The 25,822-nt window shown below is 63.7% G+C and carries 24 protein-coding genes and 1 tRNA gene; 13 read left to right on the forward strand and 12 right to left on the reverse strand.

Going from position 1 to position 25,822, the window contains the following annotated elements:
• The first annotated feature begins 18 nt into the window (after positions 1-18).
• On the forward strand, positions 19-1,275 hold the full coding sequence (locus ACWA13_RS13785) for a site-specific integrase (RefSeq protein ID WP_463934745.1): 1,257 nt from the start codon (positions 19-21) through the stop codon (positions 1,273-1,275).
• A gap of 38 nt (positions 1,276-1,313) precedes the next feature.
• Here ACWA13_RS13785 and ACWA13_RS13790 read toward each other — a convergent pair.
• Together ACWA13_RS13790 and ACWA13_RS13795 are read right to left on the reverse strand one after the other, a co-directional pair.
• Positions 1,314-1,398: transfer RNA gene (locus ACWA13_RS13790), tRNA-Tyr, on the reverse strand.
• Between the two features lie 162 nt (positions 1,399-1,560).
• Positions 1,561-1,827: a hypothetical protein gene (locus ACWA13_RS13795; protein WP_463934746.1), complete on the reverse strand. Its 267-nt coding sequence runs from the start codon at positions 1,825-1,827 to the stop codon at positions 1,561-1,563.
• Between the two features lie 209 nt (positions 1,828-2,036).
• On the opposite strand from ACWA13_RS13795, the gene ACWA13_RS13800 reads away from it, so the two are divergent.
• Complete coding sequence (locus ACWA13_RS13800; protein WP_463934747.1) at positions 2,037-2,528, forward strand: YajQ family cyclic di-GMP-binding protein; 492 nt, start codon at positions 2,037-2,039, stop codon at positions 2,526-2,528.
• Positions 2,529-2,641: 113 nt separating this feature from the next.
• Here the strand turns inward: ACWA13_RS13800 and htpX are convergent, their stop codons facing one another.
• Positions 2,642-3,556 carry a zinc metalloprotease HtpX gene (htpX, locus tag ACWA13_RS13805; RefSeq protein ID WP_463934748.1) on the reverse strand — a complete coding sequence of 305 codons (915 nt, stop codon included), beginning with the start codon at positions 3,554-3,556 and terminating at the stop codon, positions 2,642-2,644.
• Positions 3,557-3,735: 179 nt separating this feature from the next.
• Between htpX and ACWA13_RS13810 the strand changes: the two genes are divergently transcribed.
• The 3 genes from ACWA13_RS13810 to ACWA13_RS13820 are packed head-to-tail and all read left to right on the forward strand — an operon-like array spanning position 3,736 to position 6,526.
• Positions 3,736-4,506: a hypothetical protein gene (locus tag ACWA13_RS13810; protein WP_463934749.1), complete on the forward strand. Its 771-nt coding sequence runs from the start codon at positions 3,736-3,738 to the stop codon at positions 4,504-4,506.
• Positions 4,507-4,536: 30 nt separating this feature from the next.
• Positions 4,537-5,022: a Fur family transcriptional regulator gene (locus tag ACWA13_RS13815; RefSeq protein ID WP_463934750.1), complete on the forward strand. Its 486-nt coding sequence runs from the start codon at positions 4,537-4,539 to the stop codon at positions 5,020-5,022.
• A 7-nt stretch (positions 5,023-5,029) separates the two neighbouring features.
• On the forward strand, positions 5,030-6,526 hold the full coding sequence (locus tag ACWA13_RS13820; protein ID WP_463934751.1) for a catalase: 1,497 nt from the start codon (positions 5,030-5,032) through the stop codon (positions 6,524-6,526).
• Positions 6,527-6,661: 135 nt separating this feature from the next.
• Here the strand turns inward: ACWA13_RS13820 and ACWA13_RS13825 are convergent, their stop codons facing one another.
• The 5 genes from ACWA13_RS13825 to ACWA13_RS13845 form a co-directional block, all read right to left on the reverse strand.
• Positions 6,662-7,069 (reverse strand): DUF779 domain-containing protein, encoded by a 408-nt coding sequence (locus ACWA13_RS13825; RefSeq protein ID WP_463934752.1) that lies wholly within the window; start codon positions 7,067-7,069, stop codon positions 6,662-6,664.
• A gap of 42 nt (positions 7,070-7,111) precedes the next feature.
• Entirely contained in the window at positions 7,112-8,635 is a 1,524-nt protein-coding gene (gene exaC, locus ACWA13_RS13830) for an acetaldehyde dehydrogenase ExaC (protein ID WP_463934753.1), read from the reverse strand.
• A gap of 170 nt (positions 8,636-8,805) precedes the next feature.
• Positions 8,806-10,146 carry a helix-turn-helix domain-containing protein gene (locus ACWA13_RS13835; RefSeq protein WP_463934754.1) on the reverse strand — a complete coding sequence of 447 codons (1,341 nt, stop codon included), beginning with the start codon at positions 10,144-10,146 and terminating at the stop codon, positions 8,806-8,808.
• A gap of 56 nt (positions 10,147-10,202) precedes the next feature.
• A complete protein-coding gene (locus ACWA13_RS13840) occupies positions 10,203-11,648 on the reverse strand; it encodes an FAD-dependent oxidoreductase (RefSeq protein ID WP_463934755.1) in 1,446 nt (481 codons plus the stop codon).
• A gap of 84 nt (positions 11,649-11,732) precedes the next feature.
• Positions 11,733-12,731 carry a DNA topoisomerase IB gene (locus ACWA13_RS13845; RefSeq protein ID WP_463934756.1) on the reverse strand — a complete coding sequence of 333 codons (999 nt, stop codon included), beginning with the start codon at positions 12,729-12,731 and terminating at the stop codon, positions 11,733-11,735.
• An 84-nt stretch (positions 12,732-12,815) separates the two neighbouring features.
• Between ACWA13_RS13845 and rarD the strand changes: the two genes are divergently transcribed.
• Positions 12,816-13,910, forward strand: coding sequence for an EamA family transporter RarD (gene rarD, locus ACWA13_RS13850; RefSeq protein WP_463934757.1), 1,095 nt, complete (start codon positions 12,816-12,818; stop codon positions 13,908-13,910).
• An 81-nt stretch (positions 13,911-13,991) separates the two neighbouring features.
• Here the strand turns inward: rarD and gabT are convergent, their stop codons facing one another.
• Together gabT and ACWA13_RS13860 are read right to left on the reverse strand one after the other, a co-directional pair.
• Positions 13,992-15,362, reverse strand: a complete 1,371-nt coding sequence (gene gabT / locus ACWA13_RS13855; RefSeq protein ID WP_463937935.1) for a 4-aminobutyrate--2-oxoglutarate transaminase — start codon at positions 15,360-15,362, stop codon at positions 13,992-13,994.
• 96 nt (positions 15,363-15,458) lie between these two features.
• On the reverse strand, positions 15,459-16,889 hold the full coding sequence (locus ACWA13_RS13860; protein ID WP_463934758.1) for a gamma-aminobutyraldehyde dehydrogenase: 1,431 nt from the start codon (positions 16,887-16,889) through the stop codon (positions 15,459-15,461).
• Positions 16,890-17,023: 134 nt separating this feature from the next.
• On the opposite strand from ACWA13_RS13860, the gene ACWA13_RS13865 reads away from it, so the two are divergent.
• The 3 genes from ACWA13_RS13865 to ACWA13_RS13875 all read left to right on the forward strand — a co-directional run bounded on the left by ACWA13_RS13865 (position 17,024) and on the right by ACWA13_RS13875 (position 21,024).
• Positions 17,024-18,460: a PucR family transcriptional regulator gene (locus tag ACWA13_RS13865; RefSeq protein WP_463934759.1), complete on the forward strand. Its 1,437-nt coding sequence runs from the start codon at positions 17,024-17,026 to the stop codon at positions 18,458-18,460.
• A gap of 31 nt (positions 18,461-18,491) precedes the next feature.
• The gene (locus ACWA13_RS13870; protein ID WP_463934760.1) at positions 18,492-19,751 is read left to right on the forward strand and encodes an MFS transporter; all 1,260 of its coding nucleotides are present in this window, start codon (positions 18,492-18,494) and stop codon (positions 19,749-19,751) included.
• Positions 19,752-19,905: 154 nt separating this feature from the next.
• A complete protein-coding gene (locus ACWA13_RS13875; protein WP_463934761.1) occupies positions 19,906-21,024 on the forward strand; it encodes an AI-2E family transporter in 1,119 nt (372 codons plus the stop codon).
• A gap of 157 nt (positions 21,025-21,181) precedes the next feature.
• Here the strand turns inward: ACWA13_RS13875 and ACWA13_RS13880 are convergent, their stop codons facing one another.
• The gene (locus ACWA13_RS13880) at positions 21,182-21,718 is read right to left on the reverse strand and encodes a hypothetical protein (protein ID WP_463934762.1); all 537 of its coding nucleotides are present in this window, start codon (positions 21,716-21,718) and stop codon (positions 21,182-21,184) included.
• Between the two features lie 123 nt (positions 21,719-21,841).
• Between ACWA13_RS13880 and ACWA13_RS13885 the strand changes: the two genes are divergently transcribed.
• The 4 genes from ACWA13_RS13885 to ACWA13_RS13900 are packed head-to-tail and all read left to right on the forward strand — an operon-like array spanning position 21,842 to position 24,288.
• A complete protein-coding gene (locus tag ACWA13_RS13885) occupies positions 21,842-22,165 on the forward strand; it encodes a hypothetical protein (RefSeq protein WP_463934763.1) in 324 nt (107 codons plus the stop codon).
• Between the two features lie 5 nt (positions 22,166-22,170).
• Positions 22,171-22,998 carry a DUF1206 domain-containing protein gene (locus tag ACWA13_RS13890; protein ID WP_463934764.1) on the forward strand — a complete coding sequence of 276 codons (828 nt, stop codon included), beginning with the start codon at positions 22,171-22,173 and terminating at the stop codon, positions 22,996-22,998.
• Between the two features lie 25 nt (positions 22,999-23,023).
• The gene (locus ACWA13_RS13895; RefSeq protein WP_463934765.1) at positions 23,024-23,797 is read left to right on the forward strand and encodes a hypothetical protein; all 774 of its coding nucleotides are present in this window, start codon (positions 23,024-23,026) and stop codon (positions 23,795-23,797) included.
• Positions 23,798-23,847: 50 nt separating this feature from the next.
• Positions 23,848-24,288: an SRPBCC family protein gene (locus ACWA13_RS13900; RefSeq protein WP_463934766.1), complete on the forward strand. Its 441-nt coding sequence runs from the start codon at positions 23,848-23,850 to the stop codon at positions 24,286-24,288.
• 22 nt (positions 24,289-24,310) lie between these two features.
• On the opposite strand, the gene ACWA13_RS13905 is transcribed toward ACWA13_RS13900, so the two are convergent.
• Positions 24,311-25,777, reverse strand: a complete 1,467-nt coding sequence (locus ACWA13_RS13905) for an FAD-dependent oxidoreductase (protein WP_463934767.1) — start codon at positions 25,775-25,777, stop codon at positions 24,311-24,313.
• Between the last annotated feature and the right edge of the window lie 45 nt (positions 25,778-25,822).

Below are 25,822 nucleotides of genomic sequence, written 5' to 3' on the forward strand. Positions count from 1 at the left end.
ACCAACCGGAGGATGTAAATGGCAAAGGTTAGCCGCCGCTGCGGGTGCCGTGACGAAACGGGCAAGCAATACGGGGCGCAGTGCCCCAAGCTCAAGAGCTACCGCCATGGCACGTGGGGATTCAGGCTTTCCGCCGGTTTTGATCCGGCCACGGGAAAGCGCCGCTACATCAGCGGTTACAAGTACCCCTCGGCCGAAGAGGCAGAATCAGCCCTGCGGGAGGCGGAGAGGTCGCTGACAAATCAGGTCCATGACTTCAAGCGTACGAAGGTAGCCGGGTATCTCCGCACATGGCCGGCCTCCCAGGAGGAACACTCCCAGCTCAAGCCCTCCACGCTCCGCATGTATCGGGCTTACATTGAGAACGACATCGCCCCCGCGTTCGGAGAGAAGCTCCTCCTCAGGGAACTCCGCCGCCAGCACGTAGCCATTCTCATAGCTGGCCTTCAGGCGGCTGGCCGTGGTGCCGTCACCATAAAGCGCATCCACGCCACAATCTCCAGCGCTTTAACCGATGCTGTCCAGGACGGTCTTCTCGGGGAGAATCCGGCCGCCGGTGCCCGGCTCCCCCGCGTGGAGAAGAGCAAGATCGAGGTATGGGAGCCCGCCGATGCCGGGACATTCCTTGATGCCGCCACTGAGCACCGACTAGGGGCGTTGTTTGAGGTTGCAATACTGTCCGGTATGCGCCGTGGGGAACTATGTGGACTGCGCTGGCAGGACGTAGACCTTGCAGGCCGGCGGCTGGTCGGCCGTGTCCAGCTTGTGCAGGTAGGCAGGGACATACTTGAGGGCACCATCAAAACAGAGGCCGGACAGAACCGGGTTGTTGCCCTCTCCGACCGCGCCGTTGCCGCTCTCCTGACGTGGCAGTTCCAGCAGGCGCGTGAACGGGAAGCATGGGGTGAGGCTTACCGAAACTCCGGGCGCGTCTTCACCTATGAGGATGGCCGCCAGCTTCGGCCGGGCTACCCCTCGAAGCTCTTTGAGCTGATGGTGGAGAAGTTGGGCTTGCCGCCGATGCGCTTCCATGACCTCCGGCACCTGCACGCGTCGCTGATGCTGGCCTCAGGTCAGGACTTGGGCATCGTGTCCAAAACTATGGGCCACAGCAACAGTCAGATCACGCGGGACCTGTACGCGCATATGGTGGGTAACGCCGCCAGGAACGCCGCTGAAGGAGCCTCCGCGCTGCTGCCCGTGTCACGCAAGCGTCAAGGTGTGCTCACAAGTGTGATCACCGAAAATAAAAAAAGCCCTTCCGGAACCTCATAAGAGGTCCCAGAAGGGCTAAATTCCTTGCCATTACTGGCTGGTGGCAGATGAGGGATTCGAACCCCCGTAGGCGTTGCCAGCTGATTTACAGTCAGCCCCCTTTGGCCGCTCGGGTAATCTGCCGAACTTCAAAAAGAAGATCACCCGCTGCGCCGTGATGGAATAAGTCCGTTTCCGGGCCGATCCGCATCCGTGAACCGCGGGCAAGACAACTTTACAGAACTTAGGCCGAAGAATCGAATCGGCGGAAAATGCCCTGTATTCCGGGCGGAGACGGGGCTCGGCTCAGGTAAGGGTGGACCCCGCGCCACCTTCACCAAGGATCCGTCCCGCAAGCCTGGCCTGGAACTTGACGGCTTGCTCTTCCGTCATCTGGTTCAACTGCACGGCCCTGAGGAGGTCCTCGCTGATGCCCTGAATCCGGGTGGTGGCATCCGGCACAGGCGCAAGAATCACCGACGCTGCAAGGATCGCAGCAGTGGCTGCGGAAGCCACCGCACCGGCGGCCGCTGCTGTGGTCGTTGTGACATATCGGGCTGCCTCGCGGTGCATGCTGTTCCCTTTCCGGCGACTGAATCAACAGCTCCAACTTTGCCTTGCGTAACTTCATTCCCGCAGTGCCTCTGCTGTGAGCAAACTGTGCGTCCTGCCACTGCCCACCCGCCGGGCATCCGTACTAGTCTGGAATGCAGAATCGCCGGCCCAGCGCCGGCTCACAGAAACCGAGCCGGATCACCCGGACACCCCAACGAAGGAGAGTCATGGCAGGCGAGTCAACGTTCGACGTCGTAAGCAAGGTAGACAAGCAGGAGGTTGCCAACGCACTGAACCAGGCACAGAAGGAACTGGTTCAGCGGTACGACTTCAAGGGCGTGGGCGCAGAGGTGGACTTCAGCGGCGAGAAAATCCTGATGAAGGCCAACTCTGAGGAACGGGTTCTGGCTGTCCTGGATGTGCTGCAGTCCAAGCTGATCCGCCGGGGTATCTCCTTGAAGTCGCTGGACACCGGCGAGCCCTACGCCTCCGGCAAGGAATTCCGGCTGGAAGCCACCATCAAGGAAGGCATCGCGCAGGATCTTGCCAAGAAGATCAACAAGCTGATCCGGGACGAAGCCCCCAAGTCAGTCAAGTCCCAGATCCAGGGTGACGAACTGCGCGTCACGTCCAAGTCCCGTGACGACCTCCAGGCCACTATGGCCCTGCTGAAGGACTTCGACGAGGCGGACCTTCAGTTCGTGAACTTCCGCAGCTAGCACCGCTTCTCCCGCGGGACTGTTGCGGTGTTTCCCGGCAGACACAAGAAGGCCGCCTTCAGCGAAGGCGGCCTTCTGCGCCCTCACACCGTTGGGACCGGTCCGGGAATTCCTTAGCGGATATCCCCGGGCCGGTTCTGTGTCCGGGTACCGAAGCTGCGCGGGGCGACTGGCCGGCCCGCCATCCGTTCCAGCCGCGCAATCCGTTCCTGCATGGGCGGATGCGTGGAGAAGAGCTTGACCATAGCACCGCCACGGAACGGGTTGGCGATCATCAGGTGCGAGGAATTGACCAGGTCCTGCTCCCTGGGCAGCGGCACGATCCGCACACCCTGCTCGATCTTGCGCAGGGCTGAGGCGAGTGCCAGCGGATCTCCAGTGAGTTGCGAACCGTCCTCGTCGGCGTCGTACTCCCTGGTCCTGGAGATGGCCATTTGGATCAGGGACGCTGCAAAAGGTGCCAGCAGCGCCATGGCGATCATGGCCAATGGGTTGGCGTTGCGCCGATCGCCGCCGAAGAACAGCAGCATCTGGCCCACCGAAGTGGTCACGCCCGCCACCGCCGCCGCCACGGAAGAAGTGAGGATATCCCGGTTGTAGACGTGCATCAGCTCATGGCCCAGGACGCCGCGGAGTTCGCGGGCGTCCAGGAGCTGGAAGATGCCCTGGGTGCAGCAAACGGCGGCGTTCTTCGGATTCCGGCCGGTGGCGAAGGCATTGGGCGTCATGGTGGGCGATATGTAGATCCGCGGCATGGGCTGGTTGGCCCGGACGGACAGCTCACGGACCATCTGGTGCAGCTGTGGTGCCTCCAACTCGCTCACGGGGTACGCCTGCATGGACCGGATGGCAATCTTGTCGCTGTTCCAGTAGCCATAGAAGGTGGTGGCCACGCCCACCACCGCCATGATCCAGATGGGTGTGGAACTGCGGGTGCCAACGCCAATCAAAGCACCCAGCCCCAGCAGCACGGCCCAAAGGACCCCGAAAAGTGCCGCTGTTTTCAAGCCGTTGTAGTGCCGGTGCACTGCGCCTCCTGCTGCTGGTTCTGCTGTTTGGGCGAAGCCCTTGGGCCCTTCTACCGTGCTGAACGGATCTGCCGCGCGGCGGGTTCCGGCGCCGGGTCCCCGGGCCTGTGCCCTTCCTTCAACACTGACACACCCCGCTTCTGTTGGTAGGGTCAGGGCGGAGGGGAAGGGGTTGAGGCATGGGGGTGTCGCGGCGGCTGCTTTTTGGTTCCACACTCTGGCAGGTCACGCGTCCCGCAACTACCCTCACCCCCGGTCACCTGACCATCCGGCTCACCGATCCCGCCGTGGCCTTCGACACCGCCTCCGCCGCCGATTGGCTCCGCTGCTTCGGGGCAGCCCGCGCCGCGCTCGCCGAAGTTTTTGGCACCCGCACATTCTGCCTGTTCTTCGCCTATCAGTGGCATCCGCTCGGCACCGCCATCGCCGAGCCCGAGGCCGAATCGTCCACGCCCACCTTCCACATTTTCGGCCGGTTTTCCGGGGAAACCACGACGCCGGGGCAACAACTGGCGATGCCGGCCCACCGCCGGGTGCCGCTCAGTGCGGGGGAACTGCAGCAGTACGACGGCGGGCTGCGGCTTGCGCTGCGGCGCGCCGCTGCCGGAGGTGCTGCCCGAGGCGCTGCACCTAAGGGGGTGCCGCCGTCGGATCCCTTGATTACCCGGCTGAGCCCTGAATCGCCAGCGGGCCCGCACCATGCCATCCTGTCCACCGGCCGCAAGGTCTCTTCTGTTGATGACCTGACGGCACAGGAACTGCTGGCCCTGGCGGCTGAGCTGCAACAGATCGCAGACCTCGGCTCGGTAAACGGGCTCAGCTGCCTGGTGGCAGAAGGGCCGTCCGGCGGTCAGCTGGAGATCCATGCGGTGGCGCGATCGGCTGGTGAGGCGTTCAATCCACTGGCCCGGCTGTTGGACACACCAAAAGTTAGCCAAGCCTTATTGTGAAGTACTCATAATAAGTGCTTCAATGGATCCATGAGCGAATACCCGGAGAGCCAGGAAGCATGGGCCAATGCCCTGCGCGCCCACGGCCGCCGGGTCACCAAGCAGCGGCTGGCTGTTCTTGCCGCCGTGGAGCGCCACCCGCATTCACCGGCTGAGCACGTCCTTGCAGCCGCCCGTCAAGAGCTCCCCGAACTCACCGCGCAGTCCGTTTACGTGGTCCTGGGCGACCTGACGGATTTGCATATGCTGCGCCGGTTTGAGCCTCCGCACTCCCCGGCCCTGTACGAAACACGGGTCAATGACAACCACCACCACGCCATCTGCATCAGCTGCGGACGCGTGGAGGACGTCGATTGCGCCGTCGGACATGCCCCTTGCCTCACCCCGCACTGGAACGAAAACACCACGCCGATGACTATTCAGATCGCCGACGTGATGTACCAGGGCATCTGCGCCGACTGCCAGCGCAAACAACAACTTCCTTCTGAACGTCCCTCACAAGTAATAGAGAAATAGGAGAACAATGACTGCCATTTCAACAACCCAGTCAGGTGCCCCCGTCACGTCCGACGCACACTCGAAGTCAGTAGGTGCCGACGGTGCCATCGTCCTGACGGATCACTACCTGATTGAAAAGCTCGCCCAGTTCAACCGTGAGCGGGTTCCGGAGCGCGTAGTGCACGCCAAGGGTGGCGGCGCATTCGGTACCTTCAGGATCACCGAAGATGTCTCCGCATACACCAAGGCAGCCTTCCTCCAGCCGGGCGTCGACACCGAAATGTTGATCCGGTTCTCCTCCGTCGCCGGCGAAAACGGCTCCCCCGACACCTGGCGCGATCCGCGCGGCTTCGCGGTCAAGTTCTACACCACCGAGGGCAACTACGACCTCGTAGGCAACAACACCCCTGTCTTCTTCATCCGTGACGGCATCAAGTTCCCGGACTTCATCCACTCGCAGAAGCGCCTTCCGGGCAGCCACCTGCGTGACGCTGACATGCAGTGGGACTTCTGGACCCTCTCCCCCGAGTCCGCCCACCAGGTCACCTGGCTCATGGGCGACCGCGGCCTGCCGGCTTCCTGGCGTGAAATGCAGGGCTACGGCTCGCACACCTACCAGTGGATCAACGCCGAGGGCGAGCGCTTCTGGGTCAAGTACCACTTCAAGTCCAACCAGGGCGTCAAGTCCATGACCAGCGAGCAGGCGGAAGAGCTGGCCGGCGCGGATGCAGACTTCTACATCCGCGACCTCCAGGAAAACATTGCCGCCGGTAACTTCCCGTCCTGGGACCTGCACGTCCAGGTCATGCCTTACGAGGATGCCAAGTCGTACCGCTTCAACCCGTTCGACCTCACCAAGGTCTGGCCGCACGGGGACTACCCGCTGATCAAGGTCGGCACCATGGAGCTGAACCGAAACCCGGAGAACTACTTCGCGCAGATCGAACAGGCCACCTTCGCGCCGTCGAACTTCGTGCCGGGCATCGCTGCGTCCCCGGACAAGATGCTGCAGGCGCGCATCTTCTCCTACGCAGACGCGCACCGCTACCGCGTGGGTACCAACCACGCCCAGATCCCGGTGAACCAGCCGAAGAACCAGGTGAACAACTACAGCCAGGACGGCGCCGGACGTTACCTGTTCAACGCCCCCTCGGTCCCGGTTTACGCACCGAACTCGCTGGGTGGTCCCGCAGCCGTTGAGCCGCAGAACCCGGCCGGCGGCTGGGAGAATGACGGCGAGCTGACCCTCGCTGCGCATTCCCTGCACGCCGAGGACAGCGACTTCGTCCAGGCCGGTACCTTGTACCGCGAGGTTTACGACGACGGTGCCAAGGCCCGTCTGCTTGAGACCATCACCGGTGCCGTGGGTGGCGTCAAGAGCCCCGGCATCAAGGAACGCGCCATCCAGTACTGGACCAACGTTGATGCCGAACTCGGCGCCAAGCTGCGGGCCAACCTGGGTGCCGGAGTAGCCTTCGGCGCTCCGTCCTCCGATGCTGAGGCTGCCAACAAGATCGGCTAGTTTCTTCGCTCTCACCCTTCAGGGTGCTCTTACCGCACCGCCCCGCCACGGTTTCCGTGGCGGGGCGGTGTTGTTTTTAGCGGGACGCCGCTCCATGGCGTCAGGACTCTTCCGGAATTGCGATATTCGAACTGTCTACACCGGCCAGTCCATCAGCGTTGACCTGATCAGGAAGCGCTTGCCTTCGGGCGCCTCCACGGAGAAGCCACTCCCCCTGCCCTGCACCACGTCCACGGTCAGGTGGGTGTGGCTCCAGTAATTGAACTGCTCCCTCGACATCCAGAAGTCCAGCGGCTTAGGTTCCAGGGACGAACCCAGGTCGAAGCTGCCCAGCAGCACATCGGCCTCGGCAGTGATGAAGTCACCGGCCGGGTAGCACATGGGCGAGGAACCATCGCAGCAACCCCCGGATTGGTGGAACATCAGTGGACCGTGCTGCTCCCAGAGTTTGTGGAGCAGTTCAATGGCGGTGGCGGTGAGCGCCACCCGAGAAAAGTCTTCCCCAGGCAGCGTTACCGCGGCGTGAAGCCGGTCGTCGGGCATCTGCCCTCCCCCTCTGGCTCTGGCTCCCTGGATCCCATCGACCTAGAAGAAGCCCAGCTTGTTCTCGTTGTAGCTGACCAGGAGGTTCTTGGTCTGCTGGTAGTGGTCCAGCATCATGGAGTGGTTTTCACGTCCGATGCCGGAGGACTTGTAGCCACCAAACGCTGCCCCGGCAGGGTAGGCGTGATAGTTGTTGACCCACACACGGCCGGCCTGGATCTCCCGGCCGGCGCGGTAGGCCACGTTCCCGTTGCGGGACCAGACGCCGGCGCCCAGCCCGTACAGGGTGTCGTTGGCAAGGCCCATGGCATCGTGGTAGTCGCTGAAGCTGGTGACTGATACCACCGGGCCGAAGATCTCCTCCTGGAAGATCCGCATCTTGTTGTGCCCTTCGAAGATGGTGGGCTGGACGTAGTAGCCGCCGGCCAGGTCGCCGGGCAGCTCTGCACGGGCGCCGCCGGTGAGGGCCTTGGCACCTTCCTGGTTCCCGATGTCCATGTAGCTCAGGATCTTCTCCAGCTGGTCGTTGGAGGCCTGGGCGCCGAGCTGGGTGTCGGTATCCAGCGGGTTGCCCTGGATGATCTTTTGGGTACGGGCCAGCGCGTCCGCCATGAAGGAGTCGTAGATGCCTTCCTGGACCAGGGCGCGGGACGGGCAGGTGCAGACTTCGCCCTGGTTGAAGGCGAAGAGCGTGAAACCCTCCAGAGCCTTGTCGTAGAAGGCATCATGTGATTCGGCAACATCGTTGAAGAAGATGTTCGGGCTCTTGCCGCCCAGCTCGAGGGTAACCGGAATCAGGTTCTGGCTGGCGTACTGGCTGATCAGCCGCCCGGTGGTGGTTTCACCGGTGAACGCGATCTTGCGAATCCGCGGGCTGGACGCCAGCGGCTTGCCGGCCTCGACGCCGAAGCCGTTCACCACGTTGATGACACCGGCGGGCAGAAGGTCGCTGATCAGTTCCATCAGCACCAGGATGGAGGACGGCGTCTGCTCGGCGGGCTTCAGGACCACGGCGTTGCCGGCCGCGAGCGCGGGGGCGAGCTTCCATACGGCCATCAGGATGGGGAAGTTCCAGGGAATGATCTGGCCCACCACGCCGAGCGGTTCGTGGTAGTGGTAGGCCGTGGTGTCGTCGTCCAGCTGGGAGAGCCGGCCTTCCTGGGCCCGCACGGCGGACGCGAAGTAGCGGAAGTGGTCAGCAGCAAGCGGGATGTCCGCGGCCATGGTCTCGCGGATGGGCTTGCCGTTGTCCCAGGTCTCCGCGACGGCCAACAGCTCAAGGTTCTCGTCCATACGATCCGCGATCTTGTTCAGGATTGCCGCGCGCTCTGCCACAGACGTCTTGCCCCAGGAAGGCGCCACCTTGTGGGCTGCGTCCAGGGCAAGTTCGATATCCTCGGCGGCTCCGCGGGCAACCTCGCAGAAGGCCTTACCGGTCACCGGGGTGATGTTCTCGAAGTACTGGCCCTTGACCGGGGCAACCCACTCGCCGCCGATCCAGTTCTCATACCGGTCCTTGAAGGTAACCTTCGAACCCTCGGTACCAGGCTGCGCGTAAACAGTCATTGCTAGCTCCTTTGCTGTGCAGTTCAGGCTTTCGCCGTTGGAGCAAGCGTAGGAGCGGGCAGGTTGCAGTCAGGTTGCAAGCACATCTTCGGGTATCGACAGGCTCAACCACCGGCCGGTTTCGACAAGCTCAACCACCAGCCGGCTTCGACAGGCTCAACCACCGGCCGTTACGCGCCCAGTTCCGCTTCCAGCCGTTCAATATCGGCAACGACGGCGGCACGCCTGGGTGAGCGCGGCGGCAGCAGCTTCAGTGCCGCGATCCGGACGCCGACGTCGTCACTTGCCTCCGGTAGCGCGGCGTACTTCAGCAGGGATTCGGCACTGCCGTCGGTCAGTACCGCCTCGCGCAACAGCGAGGAGACGCGGTTGCGCAGTTCAGCGATACCGGGCGCCTGGGAGCGTGGCAGGACGGCACCGCGGTAGATTTCCAGGGCAATCCGATGCGCACCGCGCTGCAGGCAATTCAGGACCTGGCCGGCGTCGGGAGCTACATCGATGGCGAGCCGGTACGGGCGGGACAGCGGCACTGCGGCGGGATCAAGCTCGTGGAGGACCTTGCGTAACCGCACCATTTCCGCCCGCAGCGTCATTGACGCATTCTCTCCCTGGTACACCAGCGCGCAGAGCTCCTCCGCGCTCAGCCCGTCCGGGTGCATGCTCAGCAGGGTAAGGATCTCGCTGTGCCTCCCGGAGAGTGGCACAGTCCGTCCGGCGATACTAAGAAGCGCCTGGTCCCGGCCCAGCACCTGGAGGCTGTTGCGGTACAGCGTGCTGTCCCTGCTGGGGGTCCCCGCCGCGGAAGTCCGGCTGCGGCGCCGTGCGGGTTTTGAGGCGGCCACCTGCAACCGCTCCACCCGCAGCTGCGCCTGGGCGGCCGCCACGGTCGCTTCCACCAGGGAGAGCGTATGTGGGGCGACGGCCAGCTCGGTACCCGTGATGTCCACAACCCCCAACAGCGCTCCGGAATCGGGATCGTGGAAAGGCACGGCCGTGCAGCTCCACGGATGGACTGCCCGCTGGTAATGCTCGGCCCCGGCAATCTGGATGCTGCGGTCCAGTGCCAACGCGGTTCCAGGGGCACTGGTACCCACCGTGGCCTCGGACCAGTCGGCGCCGGCCACGAACATCATCCCTTCGGCGCGGCGCTGAAGCTCAGGATCCCCGTCCACCCACAGCAGCCGTCCCAGCTCGTCGCCCACGGCAATCAGCAGGCCGCTGTCATGGCTGGGCCGTACCAGCAGTTTCCGGATCACCGGCATGATGCTGGCGAGCGGGTGCTGCCGGCGGTACTCCTCAAGTTCGTCCTGGTCCAGCGCCAGTGGTGCTTCGCTTTTATCCGGGTTGGCCTGCAGGCGTGCCGAACGTTGCCAGGATTCGCGGATGAGCCGGCGCAGTCCCGGGATCTCACGGGTCCCGGCGTACGCGTCGAGCTGTTCGTGGCCGGCAAGGGCATGGCGTTGGCGCAGCTGGGCATCGTCAACGGACGCCGGGCGGATCAGGTTCCCCATTGAACTCCTGCTTACTGTAGGTCCTTGCCAAGGCTGGCACCTTAACGGCAGATGCGCTACTCCCGGGAGATCGCAATCATGTGTTCGCGGTCCACTACTTTCACGCGTTCACGCACGACGCCGGAGGCCGGGTTCTCCGCGGTCCATGCCGCTCCGAGGGCTGCTTCGTGCGCATCCAGCCGGTTCCACCCTTCCCAGGTGGTGAAGCTGATGCCGCGGTCCTCCAGGAGATCGATGACGGCCTGCGGGTCAGGATTTTCAGCTTGCGGCAGGTGCAAATGGTCTTCCAGCAGGAAGCCGACCGTTTCCAGGGCATCGCCTTTGGTGTGGCCTATCAGGCCCACCGGCCCGCGCTTGATCCAGCCGGTGACATAAAGCCCCGGAAGGTGGTGCCCCTCGCCGTCAAGCACCCGGCCGCCGTCGTTGGGGATCACCCCGCGCCTGGAATCATATTCGAGTCCTTCCAGGGGCGAGCCGTGATAGCCGACCGCCCGGTAGACCGCCTGCACCGGATAATCCACAAACTCTCCGGTGCCTTTCACGTTGCCCGTGCCGTCCAACTCGGTGCGCTCAAAACGGATACCTGCCACCTTGCCGGGCGTACCGGCGTCGTAAATCCCGACGGGATTGTGCAGGAAATGCAGGTGCAACCGGCGGGAAGACGGCTGCTCAGACTCCGCATGCTCCTCCACCAGCCAGTTAGTGAGGGTATTTACCATGGTCTTGATCTGGTTGTTGGTGCGGATCGCTTCGTCAGAGGCTTCATCAAACTCGAAGTCTTCGGGGTACAGCACAATGTCCACATCGTTCATGTGACTGAGTTCGCGCAGCTCCAGCGGCGTGAACTTCACCTGGGCCGGGCCGCGGCGGCCAAAGACATGGACGTCGGTGACCGGGGACTTCTTCAAGGCCTGGTACACGTTGTCAGGGATCTCGGTGCTGAGGAGTTCATCGGCGTGCTTGACCAGCATCCGGGCCACATCCAGGGCCACGTTCCCGTTCCCGATCACCGCGATCTCCCTGGCGTCCAGCGGCCAATCACGCGGGACATCCGGGTGGCCGTCGTACCAGGAGACGAATTCGGCGCCGCCGAAGGAACCCTGCAGGTCGATGCCCGGTATATCGAGATCCGCGTCCAGCACGGCGCCGGTGGAGAAAATAATGGCGTCATAGAAGGTGCGCAGGTCTGCCAGCGTGAGGTCGCGGCCAAACGTCACGTTGCCCAGGAACCTGATGTCGCCGCGGTCCAGCACCTTGTGCAGGGCGTTGACGATTCCCTTGATCCGGGGATGGTCTGGTGCCACGCCGTAACGGATCAGCCCAAAAGGAGCGGGGTAGGCATCAAACAAATCGATACTCACCTCCAGGCCACCGTCCTTGACTGCGCCTGATTTGGTCAGGATGTCCGCCGCGTACACTCCGGCCGGTCCGGCGCCGATAATGGCGATACGAAGCGGACGGTGTGCAAAAACTTCACCTGTGGACTCGCTTGGAGTGGACACGTTAGCCCTTCTGCTGCTTCTCTAAGCCGGAACGGCAGCCCGGTGTCCCATTCTAAGTGGCGCTGCCGTTGTTCTGCTGCTTGCTCAGCCGCTTTCCTGCAGCGGCACCACGGTGCCTTCCCGGTACAGCAGTGCACGGAGTTCAGACTCCGCAGACTGCAGCCTCTTGAGATCGATGGTCTCACCATCGGTAAAATGGTCAAGTACCCGTGGGTCCACGTAGCTTTTGCGGGCTATGGACGGAGTGTTTCCCAGGACCTCGGCGGCGTCCATCATGGCGCGGCTGATGGCCCTTTTCCGTTTTGCCTCAGTGCGTTGGACGCCTGTCCGCGCCAGGCTGGCGGCGGCCGCCACCGTCCCGTGCAGGGTGCGGAAATCCTTCGCCGTAAAGTCTGCGCCCGTCAGCTCCTTCACATAGGCGTTGATGTCCGCGCTGGTGACCGGGCGCCAGGTCCTGCCCTCTTTGTAGGCCAGCAGCCTGGCATTAGGACCGCGCCGCTTGAGCAGCCGCAGCAGGGCCGCAAGGTCCGCGTCGCGTATTTCGGATTCCCAGTCCTTGCCGCTTTTGGCCGGGAACTTCAACGATATGTGGTCGTTACGGACCTTGACGTGGGCGCAGAGGAGGGTTGCCAGGCCATGGCTGCCGTTTTCGTTCGTATACCGCTCCGACCCCACCCGCAAGGAGCCGCTGTCCAGCATTCGAAAGGCCGCCGCCAGTACCCGCTCACGCGTGAAGCCTTCACTTCGCAGTTCCATGGTGACCTTCCGGCGGGCAGCTGGAAGCGACTCTGCGAGTTGGAGTGACCGGTCAAACTTCAGCCGGTCCTTCCGTTCCCGCCACTCCGGATGGTAGATGTACTGCCGCCTGCCCACCGCGTCGACGCCGGTGGCCTGGATGTGCCCGTTTTCGAAGGGCGCGATCCAGACGTCGTCCCAAGCCGGCGGAATGCCAATGCTTTCCAACCTGTCCCTGATCGGCCCGGGAGGCAGCGTGGAACCGTCCAGGTCCCGGTAACTAAAACCCGTCCCGGCACGAACGCGGCGGTAACCGCGTCCGGACGCCTTGCTCCGCCGCAGCCTCATCCGGCCGCCCTCGCGCCACTGCTAATGGTCATAACGGCAAGCCTACTGACTATTTTTGGGGGCGCCGAGTTCCCCGACTGGAATATGAGCCTACCCACTGGTGTTATTGGTTGCGTGCCTACTCCCGATCCCTCGTCATCATCCCCACCCGGACAGTTTCCGCCTGCGTCCGCCGCTGGTGTGGCCCGGGCCGGGAAGGCCGCACCGGAGACCGGGCGCGGATCGGGCAAAGGTTCCGGCCTCAAGGCCGTTGATACGGAAACGACGGCGGGAATCATCTTCGGCATTGGTGCCTACGGCCTGTGGGGGATGCTGCCCCTGTATTTCCTTGCGCTGATGCCCGCGGGCGCCGTCGAAATCGTGGCCAACCGTGTGGTGTGGTCGCTGCTGTTCTGCCTGCTGCTGATAGCCGTCACGCGTTCCTGGGCCGCGCTGACCGGCGCCTTTCGGGACCGTTCCGTCCTGGGTCCGCTGGCCTTGGCCGCAAGCCTCATTGCCGTCAACTGGCTGACCTACACCTATGGCGTAACCACAGGCCAAGCCGTGGAGGCCGCGCTGGGCTACTTCATCAACCCGCTGGTCTCCGTGCTGCTGGGCGTCTTTGTCCTGCGTGAGAAGCTGCGTCCGCTGCAGTGGGCCGCGGTGGGAATCGGCTTCATCGCCGTCGGCGTCCTGACGTTCTCCTATGGAAAGCTGCCCTGGATCGCGTTGACCCTGGCGTTCAGCTTTGGCTTCTACGGCTTCGTGAAAAAACGTGTTGGACCCAAGGTCGACGCCGTGACCAGCCTCAGCGTAGAAACCATCGTGCTCGCTCCCCTGGCGGCCATCGTCATGGTTTTCCTTGCTGCCAGCGGAACTGCCACGCTGACCACCGAGGGCCCGGGGCACTTCTGGCTGCTTGCCGCTTCCGGTGTCATCACCGCCGTTCCGCTGCTGTTCTTTGGCGCCGCTGCCCGCCGCCTGCCCCTCAGCACCATCGGCCTGTTGCAATACCTCGCCCCGGTGCTGCAGTTCATCGTCGCGGTGGCAGTCTTTCAGGAGACCATGCCGCTGGACCGCTGGATCGGCTTCGGCGTGGTGTGGCTGGCGCTCCTGGTTCTGACCGTGGACATGCTGGGCTCGCGAACCGCGGGAGGCAAAGTTCGAGCAGCCCGGCAAGACGCTGCAAAGGAGCTTTAAACGCCACGAGCGGACACGGGATCACCGTGTCCGCTCTGTTGCGAGGCCAGGCGCGTTGATGAACGCCTGGACAACTATGGGTTAGACGCCGGCCTTGATGGCCTTCGCCAATACGTCCAGGCCGTCATTGAGCAGCTCGTCGCTGATGACCAGCGGAGGCAGCAGGCGGATGACGTTGCCGTAGGTGCCGCAGGTGAGGATGATGACGCCCTCGGCCAGGCAGGCCGCGGCGACGGCTTTGGTCAGTTCCGGATTGGGTTCCCTGGAGCCCGCCTGGACCAGCTCGATTGCCAGCATGGCACCGCGTCCACGCACGTCGCCGATCACGCCGGTCCCGGCGTCGTTCAGTTCCGCCTGCAGTGCGGTGAGGCGGCCAACAGCCAGCTCTTCGATGTGCCGGGCCCTGCCAATGAGGTCGAACTGCTCCATGGTACCGATGGAGGCAAGCGCTGCGGCGCACGCCACCGGGTTGCCGCCGTAGGTGCCGCCCAGGCCGCCCGGGTGGACGGCGTCAAGCAGGTCCGCACGGCCGGTGATCGCGGAAAGCGGCATGCCGCCGGCGATACCCTTGGCCATGGTGATGATGTCCGGAATGACGCCTTCATGATCGACGGCGAACCATTCGCCGGTGCGGCAGAAGCCGGACTGGACTTCATCAGCGATGAAGACGATGCCCTTTTCCTTGGCCCAGGCAGCCAGCGCCGGCAGGAAGCCGTCGGCCGGGACGATGAAGCCACCTTCGCCCTGGATCGGTTCGATGATCATCGCGGCAACCTGGTCGCCGCCGATCTGCTTCTCGATCATGGTGATGGCGCGCTTTGCGGCCTCCGCACCGGTGATCTCCGGGTTTTCCTCACGGAACGGGTAGCTCATGGGCACCCGGTAGACCTCGGAGGCGAACGGGCCAAAGCCGGTCTTGTACGGCATGGCTTTGGCGGTCAGCGCCATGGTCAGGTTGGTACGGCCGTGGTAGGCATGGTCAAAAGCCACGACGGCGTCACGTCCGGTGGCCAGGCGGGCCACCTTCACCGCGTTCTCCACTGCCTCGGCGCCTGAGTTGAACAGGACGGTCCGCTTCTTGTGGTCGCCCGGGGTGAGGCGGTTCAGCTGTTCGGCGACGGCGACGTAGCCCTCGTAGGGGGTGACCATAAAGCAGGTGTGGGTGAAATGAGCGACAGCGTCCTGAACGGCGGCCACAACGGCGGGGTCGGACGCGCCGACGCTGGTAACGGCGATGCCTGAGCCGAGGTCGATGAAGGAGTTGCCGTCGACGTCGCGGATGATTCCGCCGTCGGCGTCTTCAACATAGACGGGTACGCCGGAAGCGACTCCGGCGGCGACGACGCTCTTACGTCGTTCATTCAGAGCCTGGGACTTGGGTCCGGGGAAGGCACCGGTGATCGAGCGCTTCTGCTCCAGCCGGTAGCTGAGTTCGGGGGCGGTGGTGGTCATGGCGAAGCCTTTCAGTATGTGGTGATCGAGCCTGTCTCCGGTGATCGAGCTTGTCGAGATGATCTCGACAAGCTCAACCACCGGTGAATGATCAGGTCAGGCGTCCAGCGCGCTCATCACGTGCTTGATGCGTGTGTAGTCCTCCACGCCGTACATGGAGAGGTCCTTGCCATAGCCGGACTGCTTGAATCCACCGTGCGGCATTTCAGCGGTCAGCAGGATGTGCGTGTTGATCCAGACTGCTCCGAAGTCCAGGTCGCGGGACATCCGCATGGCGGTGCCGTGGTTGGTGGTCCAGACGCTGGATGCAAGCGCGTAGTCGACGTCGTTGGCCAGTTCAAGCGCCTCGGCTTCTGTACTGAACTTCTGCACGGTGATGACCGGGCCAAACGTTTCCTGCTGGACCACGGCATCGGTCTGCCTGGCGCCGGTGACGATGGTGGGCTCGAAGAAGTAGCCCTTCTCCCCTGCCTGGTGGCCGCCGGTTTCAATCCGGCAGTAATCCGGGAGCTGGTCCACCACGGACTTGACCTGGTTGAAGTGGTTGACGTTGTTCAGCGGACCGAAGTAGTTGTCTTCATCGTTCTGGGAGCCGGTGTGCAGGGTCTTGGTGTGTTCCACCATTGCGGCGACAACGTCGTCGTGCACGGAGTCTTCAACCAGCACACGGGTGATGGCCGTGCAGTCCTGGCCGGCGTTGAAGAATGCGAACTCGGCAATGGCCGCGGCGCTCTTCTTGATGTCGGCGTCCTTGAAGACGATGGCGGGCGCTTTGCCGCCCAGTTCAAGGTGCGCGCGCTTGAGGCTTTTGGCAGCCCCGCTGGCAACAGCGATTCCGGCGCGGACAGATCCGGTGATGGAGACCAGCCCGGGGACCTTGTGGTCCACCATCATCGCGCCGGTCTCGCCGGTTCCCAGCACCACGTTGAGGACGCCGGCGGGGAGGATTTCGCCGGCAAGGCGGGCCAGGACCAGCGTGGATTCGGGAGTGGTGTCCGAGGGCTTAAGGACCACGGTATTTCCGGCGGCGAGCGCCGGGCCGATCTTCCAGATGGCCATCAGGAACGGGTAGTTCCAGGGCGCAACCTGGGCTACGACGCCAATGGGTTCACGGCGGACGTAGGAGGTGTGGCCCTCGAAGTACTCACCGGCGGACTTGCCTTCGAGGATCCGGGCGGCACCTGCAAAGAAGCGCAATTGGTCTGCGCCGGCAGCAATCTCCTCCGAAGCAATCAAGGAGCGGACCTGGCCGGTGTTGCGGTGCTGCGCCTCGACGAGTTCATCGCTGTTCGCTTCCACGGCGTCCGCCAGCTTGAGCAGCATCAGCTGGCGCTGGCCTGGCGTCACGTGCTTCCAGCTCTTGAAAGCATCCTTGGCAGCGGACATGGCTGCATCCACGTCAGCCTGGACGGAGACGGGCGCCTTAGCCACAACCTCCCCGTTGGTGGGATTAACGATGTCCAGCAGACCGGTACCGGCCGGCGTGACGAACTGGCCGTTGATGAAGTTTTGCAAGGTCTGAACCACGGTGTGCAACCTCTTTCTGCTGATGAGCTACTGCTCCGAGCGTAGGCCACGTCACCTAACGAAGGAATAGTCATGTGCACACCTGCCACCAGCATGTTTAGTGCGGTTGCCCAGGGTCGTCCTATGGTTGGAGGATGGCCATTTCCCTTGCTGCCCTGGTGGCTGCCAGCCCGCTGAAACTGAAGAAAACCGGGCTTTCCGAGAGCACCTGGACCCACGACATCCGGTGGGTCGCCGTGTCCGAACTGGAGGACCCGCACCGGTTCCTGGATGGCGGCGAACTGATTCTCACGACCGGCCTGCGTCTCAAGTCCGCCCCGGACCAGCGCCGGTTTGTGCGGCAGGTCCAGCGGGCAGGAGCTGTAGGCATCGGTTTTGGCACCGGGCTGACGCACGAGACCGTCCCGCCGGCACTTATTGCCGAGGCCAACCGCTGGAACATCCCCGTGGTGGAGGTTCCCTATGACACCCCGTTCATCGCCATCACCAAGATCGTCGCGGATGCCCAGTCCTCGGACCACTACGCCAAACTGGAACGCCTGATCGCCGGCCACCAGGTACTGGCCCGCGCGCTGCTGACCGGCGGCGGCCTGGGCGAACTGCTCAAGCACCTGGGCGGCATGCTGCGAACGGACGTAGCCCTCACTCAGTTCACGGCGCTGCTGCACAACACCGGCAACCTTCCGCCGTCGGCCCCTGAATGGGGATCCTTTCCCATCCCCACCGGCCGGCGCGACGCCTGCACATTATGGATCCGGCAGCCCTTCGAGGACACCGGAATTGTGGGCTACGCACAGAACCTCATCAGCGTCGAACTGAATAACATGGTCAAGCAGCGCCAGTCGCAGCGCGCCCTCGCCGGCCAGGTGCTGGAAGACATATTCCACGGAGCACTGGAAATCAGCGAAGCCCAGCGCCGGCTCGCCGGCATCGGCGTCAACAGCACCCGCCGCAACGTCGCCCTGTTGGCCGTCTCCGCCGCCCATCACAAAACGCTCGGAACCACCTCCGTGCCGCCATCGCTCGCGGAGGCGGTTGCCGCCGTCGTGGGTAAGGACCTGGTCCTGGTGATTCCCGACGACGGCACGGGAGCGCCTGCCCTGGCCCGCCAGCTCAGTGACCACCTGGCCGAGGCAGGCATCCACGCGAACATCGGCATCGGCGGCGCCTACACCAAGCCGAACGGACTTCGCTGGAGCTACTTCGAGGCGCGGGAGGCCGCCGGACATGGGCTGCCCGTCAACGAACCCGAACGGCTCAGCCTGACCTCGCTGCTGCTGGCCAGCGAGGATGTGCCGCTGGCAGACATGGCCAAGGAATGCCTGAATCCGCTGCGGGCCTTCGACACGGCGCACGGATCAGAACTGATGTTGACGCTTGAGAGCTACCTGAACCACAACGGCTCGGTGGCAGCCGTGGCGGAAGCGCTGACCCTGCACCGAAATACCGTCCGCTACAGACTGGCACAGATCACGGAGATGACCGGCTATGACCCCTCGGTGACAGCGGACCGTGTGCAGCTGTGGCTGGCGTTAGCAGTATCACGGCTGGGAGCGCGGCACCCCGGGTAGCAGAGGCTTTGCGAAGCTCTACGCTGTAACTATGGACCCCTCCACCACGCCTGCCGCTGCGCCAGCGCGGCTGGAACCGCAGCGCAGCGGTGCGGTGGTGGTCATGGGTGTGATGGCGTTGGTCCTGATCGGCTTGAACCTCCGCGCGGGAATCACCAGCGCCTCCACCCTCCTGCACGATCTCCAGCTCACCCTGGGCTACGGCCCGTTCATCGCCTCGCTGATCCCGTCCATCCCCACGCTGTGCTTCGCCCTGGCAGGCGCGGCAACGTCCTGGCTGACCGGAAAACTGGGCGTGGAGAAGGCGATAGTGCTTGCGCTGGCCATGCTTGCCGGCGGCCTGCTGCTAAGGGGCATCCCCGCCACCGGGATGCTGGTGGGCGGAACGGTTGTTGGCATGTGCGGCCTGGCCATCTGCAACGTGGCTATGCCCTCCTTCATCCGCGAGCACTTCGCCAGCCGGATCTCGCTGATGACCGGCGTCTACACCCTCACCATGACTACCGGGGCTACCGCGGCCTCCATCCTGGCGGTACCCGTGGCACAGGCTCTGGGTTCGCCGTCGTCAGCTGTGGGCTCCGTTGGTTTCCTGGCCGCGGCCGCGCTCCTTGGTTTCTTGCCCCTGGCGCTGCACTCACATCGGCACGGCGTCCGGGTCACGGAGGCACGGATCCGGCCCTGGCCGCTGCTTAAGACGCGCAAAGGCCTGCTGATCACCGCTGTTTTCACGCTGCAGGCACTGCTCGCGTATTCGGTGCTGAGCTGGTTCCCATACCAGCTGATCACCAAGGGCCTGGACGCTGCGGACAGCGGACTCATGTACGGCCTGCTGCAACTCGTCTCAGTTCCGGCCGGAATGCTGCTGATCGCGATCGGCTCACGGCGAGGCATGCTGCGGCCCGCCTTTTACCTCGCAGGGCTCTGCATGGCCGCCGGGCTGCTCTGCCAACTGCTGCTGCCAGTGGAGCTGGCCATCCTTCCGGCCTGCCTGACGGGCCTTGGCATCGGCATCTTCCCACTGGTCATGGTGCTGATCAGCCGCAGCGGCAAGAACACAGCCGAAACCACGGCGCTGTCCACTCTTGCCCAGTCCGTCGGCTACCTCCTGGCGTCCATGGGTCCGTTCGGCGTCGGGTTGCTGCATGGTTCCACCGGCAGCTGGACGCCCCCGCTCATTGTCCTGCTGGTGCTGGCCGTGGCCCAGATCGTCATGGGACACCTGCTCACCGGCAATGGGGTACTCCCCGGCGCCCCGGCCCGGCCGGCCGGACAACCGGGCCGGCGGGTCTGAACCGGCGCTGGACGGCAGCCGTTGACCCCGGCCAGTGGTTCATAAACCTGAAAAACGTGCTGAGCTCTCAAGCTAGTCAGTAGGCTTAGCACTTGACAAAGGTAGTCCTATCCGAGGGCGCCAATGATGCCAGCCGATTTCCAAGGAGCAACCCATGGCCGAAGCAACAAAGCCCAACGCCACAGCGCGGGCAATGTGGACCGACGGACTGGGCAGGGTAGGAACGCGCGCTGCCCAGGTCCTGCTGATCCTGACGGTCGCCGCAGTGTCCATCTACGTCCTCATCCAGATCAAGCTGCTGGTGATCCCGGCGCTTATTGCACTAATCCTTGCCGCTGCGATCGGGCCCTTCGTCAACATGCTCCGCCGCCGGGGCTTCCGTCCAGGAGTGTCCACGGCGGTAGCCTTCGTCGGGCTGCTGGTGGTGCTTACCGGCGTGTACAACCTGATCGTTATCTCGGTACAGAACCAGTGGGAGGAGCTCATTCAGCAGGCCGCAACCGGACTGGACGAACTCGAGCAGTTCCTGCTGACCGGCCCAATTCCGGTTCAACAGGATCAGCTCACCCAGGCCCGGGAATCCGTCATTGACTTCGCTACCAGCAGCCAGGCACGGTCCGGTGCAGTAACCGGGCTTTCCGTGGTGACAGAGTTCCTTGCCGGAACCGCATTGATGGTGGTTATCCTGTTCTTTTTCCTCAAGGACGGCCCCAAAATCTGGAACTTCCTTCTACGTCCGTTCACCGGCCGCCGGGAGGCCAGGCTGCGCCGGGTGGGCAGCCGCACCCTGGAAGTGCTGGGCGGCTATGTCCGGGGCACCGCTGTTGTGGCCTTCGTTGACGCTGTTGCGATCGGCGCCGCACTGCTGATCCTGCAGGTTCCCTTGGCCGTTCCCCTGGCCATCATCGTTTTCATCGGCGGATTCATCCCGCTGGTTGGTGCCACCGTTGCCGGCATCCTCGCAGCCCTGGTGGCCTTGGTAGCCAATGGTCCGGTAGTTGCGCTGATTGTGGTGGCCGTGGTGATAGCCGTAAACCAACTCGAGGGCGATCTGCTGCAACCAATCGTTATGGGCAAGGCCCTCGAGTTACACGCCCTGGTGATCCTGATGGCGTTGACGGCCGGCACCATTGTTGCCGGCATAGTGGGCGCAGTTTTGGCTGTTCCACTCACGGCAGTGGCCTGGGCGGTCATTCAGGTCTGGACCGCTGAAGACCCCGGGGTCCAGGACATGAACCCTGACCTTCCGCCAGCGAAGACCCAACCGACGTAACGCGCCCGCGGACGAGCCATAGGGCGCAGGGCAGGAAAAATGCCGGGTCGCGTTATGCGCGTCCCGGCATCTTTGCATCATTGATCGTGCGGTTGTGGACTTCAGCTCAGCAGGTGGCCGTATGGCCTGACTCCCGGCAGGTCCGGAAGGGAACTACTCAGGAGCGAAGACCGTGGAGTACGTTCTTGGGCCGCTGCATTTCGCCATGCTTGGCGCCAAGGACAACCACGGTGCCAGCAAAGACAGGGATAACCCACTGAAGGATCTGCAGCTGCTTCTGCGCGGCCTTCAGCTCATCGGAAGCACCCGCACGGGGTTCCGTGGCTCCCTGAGCACCTTCGTCTGCAAGCTTCTCCACCTTCTTGCCCAGAATGCCCGAGTAGAGGGAGAGGGACGCACCTGCCAACGTCACGGCCGTCTTGATGGCGGTATCGCGGGCCACGCCCTCCTGCTTTGCCACCCTCCCCTTGTTTTCCAGGGTGACAGCAAGGCCTGCGGCGAGATGCGAGATCAGCGCAGTTGCCTGGACCGGCGCCCAACGCATCCAGCCCAGACTGGAGAGCCGCGTCCGCTCGCTTGGATCCTTGGCCGCAGCCGCTGCGCCGTTAAGTCCAATTGCACCCATCAGGGTGCCGCCAAACCACGCCGCTGCCGTGAGATCGTGAACTGACCGGGCAAAAAGGTTACCTGCCATGTTGAGCTCCTTACAGTTGTGCGTGGTGCAATCCCGCCGAATCACGGTCGGTGCTCCACAGGGAATATGGTGGAACCATACTAAGCACACTTACTATGGTTCCGAAAGAACAGGAGGCAGACCATGGCGAAACATACCGCAGAAGACAGCCCCGGCTCCACGGAGACGGGGACAATCTTTGGCTGGGCTTTCGGTGACGAGGGGAGGCGGGAGGACACCGCCTACGTCCAGGAACTCAAAGATCAGGCGTTGGAAAACGCCAGAAGCGTGGCATCTTCCCGAGGGTTGGAAGTGCTCGACCGCTCCGCAGCGTACACCGTGGTCAGCGCCCATGACACCGTGCTGGAGTTGGACAACGCCCCGGACGGCCTGATCATTCGCTGCACCGTTAAGGTCACGGGACCCGGCGCTGAAAAACAACGCGCGGAAGGTCCGATGAACGGCTGACGGTCTTGACAGACGGTGACTCCGGCATCACCGCAGCCGCAGATGCCGTAGAGCAGGCAACCGATAAGAAGGCTCTGGACGTATTAGCCCGAGCAGGCTTCGCCGTCATGGCTTTGCTGCACATCATCGTGGGTGGCATCGCCGTCGCCGTAGCCCTGGGCCGGCCCGGCGAAGCCGAAGCCACCGGCGCTATTGAGCAGCTTGCTGCCAACCCGTGGGGGCCGGCAGTCATGTGGGCCTGCCTGGTCTCCTGTATGGGACTCGCCGTGTGGCAGGCCAGCGAAGCGACGCTGCGCGCCCGCCACCTGCCCCGCAAGGAGCGATTGTCCAAGTTGATATCTTCCGGCTTCCTCGCTGTGGCCTACGCCAGTGTGGGGCTGACCTTCGCAGGCTTCGCGTTGGGACGGCGGGGTGACTCCAGCGAAAACACCCGCGACTTGAGCAGCAAAGTCATGGCAACAGCTGCTGGTCCTTGGCTGCTGGCGCTTGTAGGCCTGACGATCATGGGCATTGGAATCTATTTCGTCATTAAGGGCGTCCGCCGGGGATTCAAGGAAGAACTGTTTCATTTCGAAGGCACAAGGCGAGGGAAAGTCATCGATACACTGGGCGTCGTCGGCCATATGGCGAAAGGGGCGGCGCTGGGGCTGACCGGCCTGCTGTTCGTCGCCGCTGCCGCGAAGCACAATCCGCAGGAGTCCACGGGGCTCGATGGCGGCCTTAAGGCTTTGCGTGAACATCCTTATGGCCCGTACCTGCTCATGGCCATTGCCGTGGGTTTCATTGCTTACGGAGTTTTTGCCCTTATTCGCTCCCGATTCGGGCGGATGTAGAGAGCCAATGGAGAAAAGGAACGCCATGACGCATGAGGCCCCTGGGAAAGCCGGCGCAGTCGCCACGGAAACAGCGGGACGGGCACTTGGCGGGCTGTTTCGCATCATGAAAGCTGCGCGTCCGGTCCGACCTATCCATCCGGACGGCGTTGCCCTGCATGGCAGGTTGATCCTGACCGGAAGTCCGGCAGAGCCAAGCGGCGTGAAATGGCTGGACATCCCGGGGACTGACACCGTCCACGCCCGGTTTTCCCGTTCGGCGGGGCTCCCGCAAAAGCTCCCGGACATCCTGGGCCTGGCGCTGCGTGTCACCCCGTCCGCACAGCTCCCGGGATCGGATGCACTTCTTGACGGCGCCGCCGAAACGGGAGGCTTCGCAGACATATTGTTCTCCTCCACAGGATGGCGGCCAACAGGCAGATTCCTGCTGGTTTTCAAGCACAATGCCGCCAGCGCCGCCTTCACCACTCTCATGCCCTATCAGGGGCTGAACGGGCCGGTACTGCTGGGCCTGCGGACCACAAGCATCCCGCCAGGGGCCTTTGAAGGCGGTTCTTTGGCAGCCGGACCCCTCGCTGACGCTGACTGGGAACTGGTACTGCACTGGGCTAAACCGGCCGGACCATGGCGGCCGTGCGGCGAGCTTCGCCTACGGGCTTTCCAGGATGCCCGCGATACGCCGTTGCGCTTCAATCCGCTGGAAAACCCGCCGCCCGGAGCGCGAATATATCCTTGGACCCGCCGGCTGCGGGAACGCTCCTACCGTGTCGCACAGCAACCAATGCCGCCGCCGTCGTAATCCCAAATGCCGGAAACGTTTCGCCCCCGCCCGCCTCAGAAAGGACTTCAATGCCCAGCGTGTCCCAACTATTCAATTCCCCTGCCTCTGATGTGTGGAAAGTAATTGCCGATGGTTGGCTCTACTCAGGGTGGGTCGTGGGAACGTCCAGAATCCGCGCCGTGGACGCCCTCTGGCCGGGGGTGGGAAGCCGCCTCCACCACTCCGTCGGCGGTTGGCCCCTGGTGATCGACGACAGCACCGTAGTCACCGCCGTCGATCCTGGAAAATCCTTGGAACTCATCGCACGCGGCTGGCCCGTCGGCGAAGCCAAAGTGGTGATCGCGCTGGAAGACCGGGGCGGGCAGTGCCTGGTAACAATTTCAGAAGATGCCAGCCGCGGCCCCGGAAAGGCAATCCCGAAATTCCTGAGGACCCCTATTATCACGCTCCGGAACCATGAAACCCTGAGGCGCCTGGAACTGATGGCAGCAGGCGGGGCCGGACGGTAGCCCGTCCGGCCCTTGACGGTCCTCAGACTTCGGCTGAGACCCCATCGCGGGAGATCTGCACCATGTCCCCGCGTGGCACCACCTTGATGCGCTCGCGCTTGACCGCAACACCGTGCGATCCGCCGGCCTCGGTGGCGGCCTCGCCTAGAGCCAGTTCGTGGGCGTCCAGGGCGAGCCAGCCTTCCCAGCTGGTGTACTTTACGCCGCGGCTCTCCAGGAGATCGACGACGGCGCTTGCCTCCGGGACCACGGCAACCGGCAGGTTTTCGCGGTCTTCCAGAAGGTAAGTCACCGTCTCCAGGGCATCACCCTTGGTGTGGCCGATCAGGCCGACGGGTCCGCGCTTGATCCAGCCCGTGGCGTAGATGCCCGGCACGTGGGTGCCGGAGGCATCCAGGACGCGGCCGCCGTCGTTCGGGATGACACCCTTCTTGTGGTCGAATTCGATCTCCGGCAAGGCGGAACCGAAATAGCCGATGGCGCGGTACACGGCCTGGACCGGGTAGTCCACCATCTCGCCGGTGCCGCGGGCGTTGCCGGTGCCGTCCAGCTCGGTCCGCTCAAACCGCATGCCCGCGACGCGACCGGGAGTCTCCGGCGCGTCGTAAATCTCCACCGGGCTGTGCAGGAAGTGCAGGTGCAGGCGGCGTGAAGCCTTCAGCTCGGAAAGATCCTCGGGCTGCTCGGCGATCCAGTTGGTGAGCGTGCCCACCATGGTCTTGGTCTGGTTGTTCGTCTGGATCTGGCGGTCGGATTCCTCGTCGAACTCGAAGTCCTCCGGGTACAGGATGATGTCCACGTCCTTGGAGTGGGACAGCTCGCGGAGCTCCAAGGGGGTGAACTTCACCTGGGCGGGACCGCGCCGGCCGAAGACGTGGACGTCCGTGACCGGGGAAGCCTTGAGCCCGGCGTAGACGTTGTCCGGAATTTCGGAAACCAGCAGGTCGTCGGCGTGCTTGGACAGGACGCGGGCCACATCCAGGGCCACGTTGCCGTTGCCGATGACGGCGATCTCTTTGGCGTCCAGCGGCCATTCGCGGGGAACGTCAGGGTGGCCGTCGTACCAGGAGACGAAGTCTGCGCCGCCGAAGGAACCTTCCAGTTCAACGCCCGGGATGTTCAGGTCCGCATCCTTGATGGCGCCGGTTGCAAAAATTACAGCGTCGTAGTGGGTGCGTAGGTCTTCGACGGAGATGTCGGTGCCGTAATCAACGTTGCCGAAGAAGCGGATGTCGCCACGGTTCAGGACCTTGTGAAGGGCGTTGACGATGCCCTTGATGCGCGGGTGGTCCGGGGCAACACCGTAGCGGATCAGGCCGTAGGGTGCCGGATAGCGGTCGAAGAGGTCGATGCTGACGGTGAGCTCGCCGCTCTTGACGGCCTCGCTCTTGGTCAGGATGTCTGCCGCGTAGACACCGGCGGGGCCGGAGCCGACGACGGCGACGCGCAGCGGACGCTCTGCAGTTCCTACGGTGGTGCTGTGTGACACGGCTGTGTTCCTTCTCTTCTGGCTCTCCCCAACTAGGTCGCAGTT

This window comes from Pseudarthrobacter sp. TRD_SC_9 (assembly GCF_055361265.1).

What these genes read in the sequence shown, in the direction of transcription:
- ACWA13_RS13785 (WP_463934745.1), top strand. Translation starts at nt 19, where the DNA reads ATGGCAAAGGTTAGCCGCCGCTGCGGGTGCCGTGACGAAACGGGCAAG.
- ACWA13_RS13795 (WP_463934746.1), bottom strand. Translation starts at nt 1,827, where the DNA reads ATGCACCGCGAGGCAGCCCGATATGTCACAACGACCACAGCAGCGGCC.
- ACWA13_RS13800 (WP_463934747.1), top strand. Translation starts at nt 2,037, where the DNA reads ATGGCAGGCGAGTCAACGTTCGACGTCGTAAGCAAGGTAGACAAGCAG.
- ACWA13_RS13810 (WP_463934749.1), top strand. Translation starts at nt 3,736, where the DNA reads ATGGGGGTGTCGCGGCGGCTGCTTTTTGGTTCCACACTCTGGCAGGTC.
- ACWA13_RS13815 (WP_463934750.1), top strand. Translation starts at nt 4,537, where the DNA reads ATGAGCGAATACCCGGAGAGCCAGGAAGCATGGGCCAATGCCCTGCGC.
- ACWA13_RS13820 (WP_463934751.1), top strand. Translation starts at nt 5,030, where the DNA reads ATGACTGCCATTTCAACAACCCAGTCAGGTGCCCCCGTCACGTCCGAC.
- ACWA13_RS13825 (WP_463934752.1), bottom strand. Translation starts at nt 7,069, where the DNA reads ATGCCCGACGACCGGCTTCACGCCGCGGTAACGCTGCCTGGGGAAGAC.
- exaC (WP_463934753.1), bottom strand. Translation starts at nt 8,635, where the DNA reads ATGACTGTTTACGCGCAGCCTGGTACCGAGGGTTCGAAGGTTACCTTC.
- ACWA13_RS13835 (WP_463934754.1), bottom strand. Translation starts at nt 10,146, where the DNA reads ATGGGGAACCTGATCCGCCCGGCGTCCGTTGACGATGCCCAGCTGCGC.
- ACWA13_RS13845 (WP_463934756.1), bottom strand. Translation starts at nt 12,731, where the DNA reads ATGAGGCTGCGGCGGAGCAAGGCGTCCGGACGCGGTTACCGCCGCGTT.
- rarD (WP_463934757.1), top strand. Translation starts at nt 12,816, where the DNA reads ATGAGCCTACCCACTGGTGTTATTGGTTGCGTGCCTACTCCCGATCCC.
- gabT (WP_463937935.1), bottom strand. Translation starts at nt 15,362, where the DNA reads ATGACCACCACCGCCCCCGAACTCAGCTACCGGCTGGAGCAGAAGCGC.
- ACWA13_RS13865 (WP_463934759.1), top strand. Translation starts at nt 17,024, where the DNA reads ATGGCCATTTCCCTTGCTGCCCTGGTGGCTGCCAGCCCGCTGAAACTG.
- ACWA13_RS13870 (WP_463934760.1), top strand. Translation starts at nt 18,492, where the DNA reads ATGGACCCCTCCACCACGCCTGCCGCTGCGCCAGCGCGGCTGGAACCG.
- ACWA13_RS13875 (WP_463934761.1), top strand. Translation starts at nt 19,906, where the DNA reads ATGGCCGAAGCAACAAAGCCCAACGCCACAGCGCGGGCAATGTGGACC.
- ACWA13_RS13880 (WP_463934762.1), bottom strand. Translation starts at nt 21,718, where the DNA reads ATGGCAGGTAACCTTTTTGCCCGGTCAGTTCACGATCTCACGGCAGCG.
- ACWA13_RS13885 (WP_463934763.1), top strand. Translation starts at nt 21,842, where the DNA reads ATGGCGAAACATACCGCAGAAGACAGCCCCGGCTCCACGGAGACGGGG.
- ACWA13_RS13895 (WP_463934765.1), top strand. Translation starts at nt 23,024, where the DNA reads ATGACGCATGAGGCCCCTGGGAAAGCCGGCGCAGTCGCCACGGAAACA.
- ACWA13_RS13900 (WP_463934766.1), top strand. Translation starts at nt 23,848, where the DNA reads ATGCCCAGCGTGTCCCAACTATTCAATTCCCCTGCCTCTGATGTGTGG.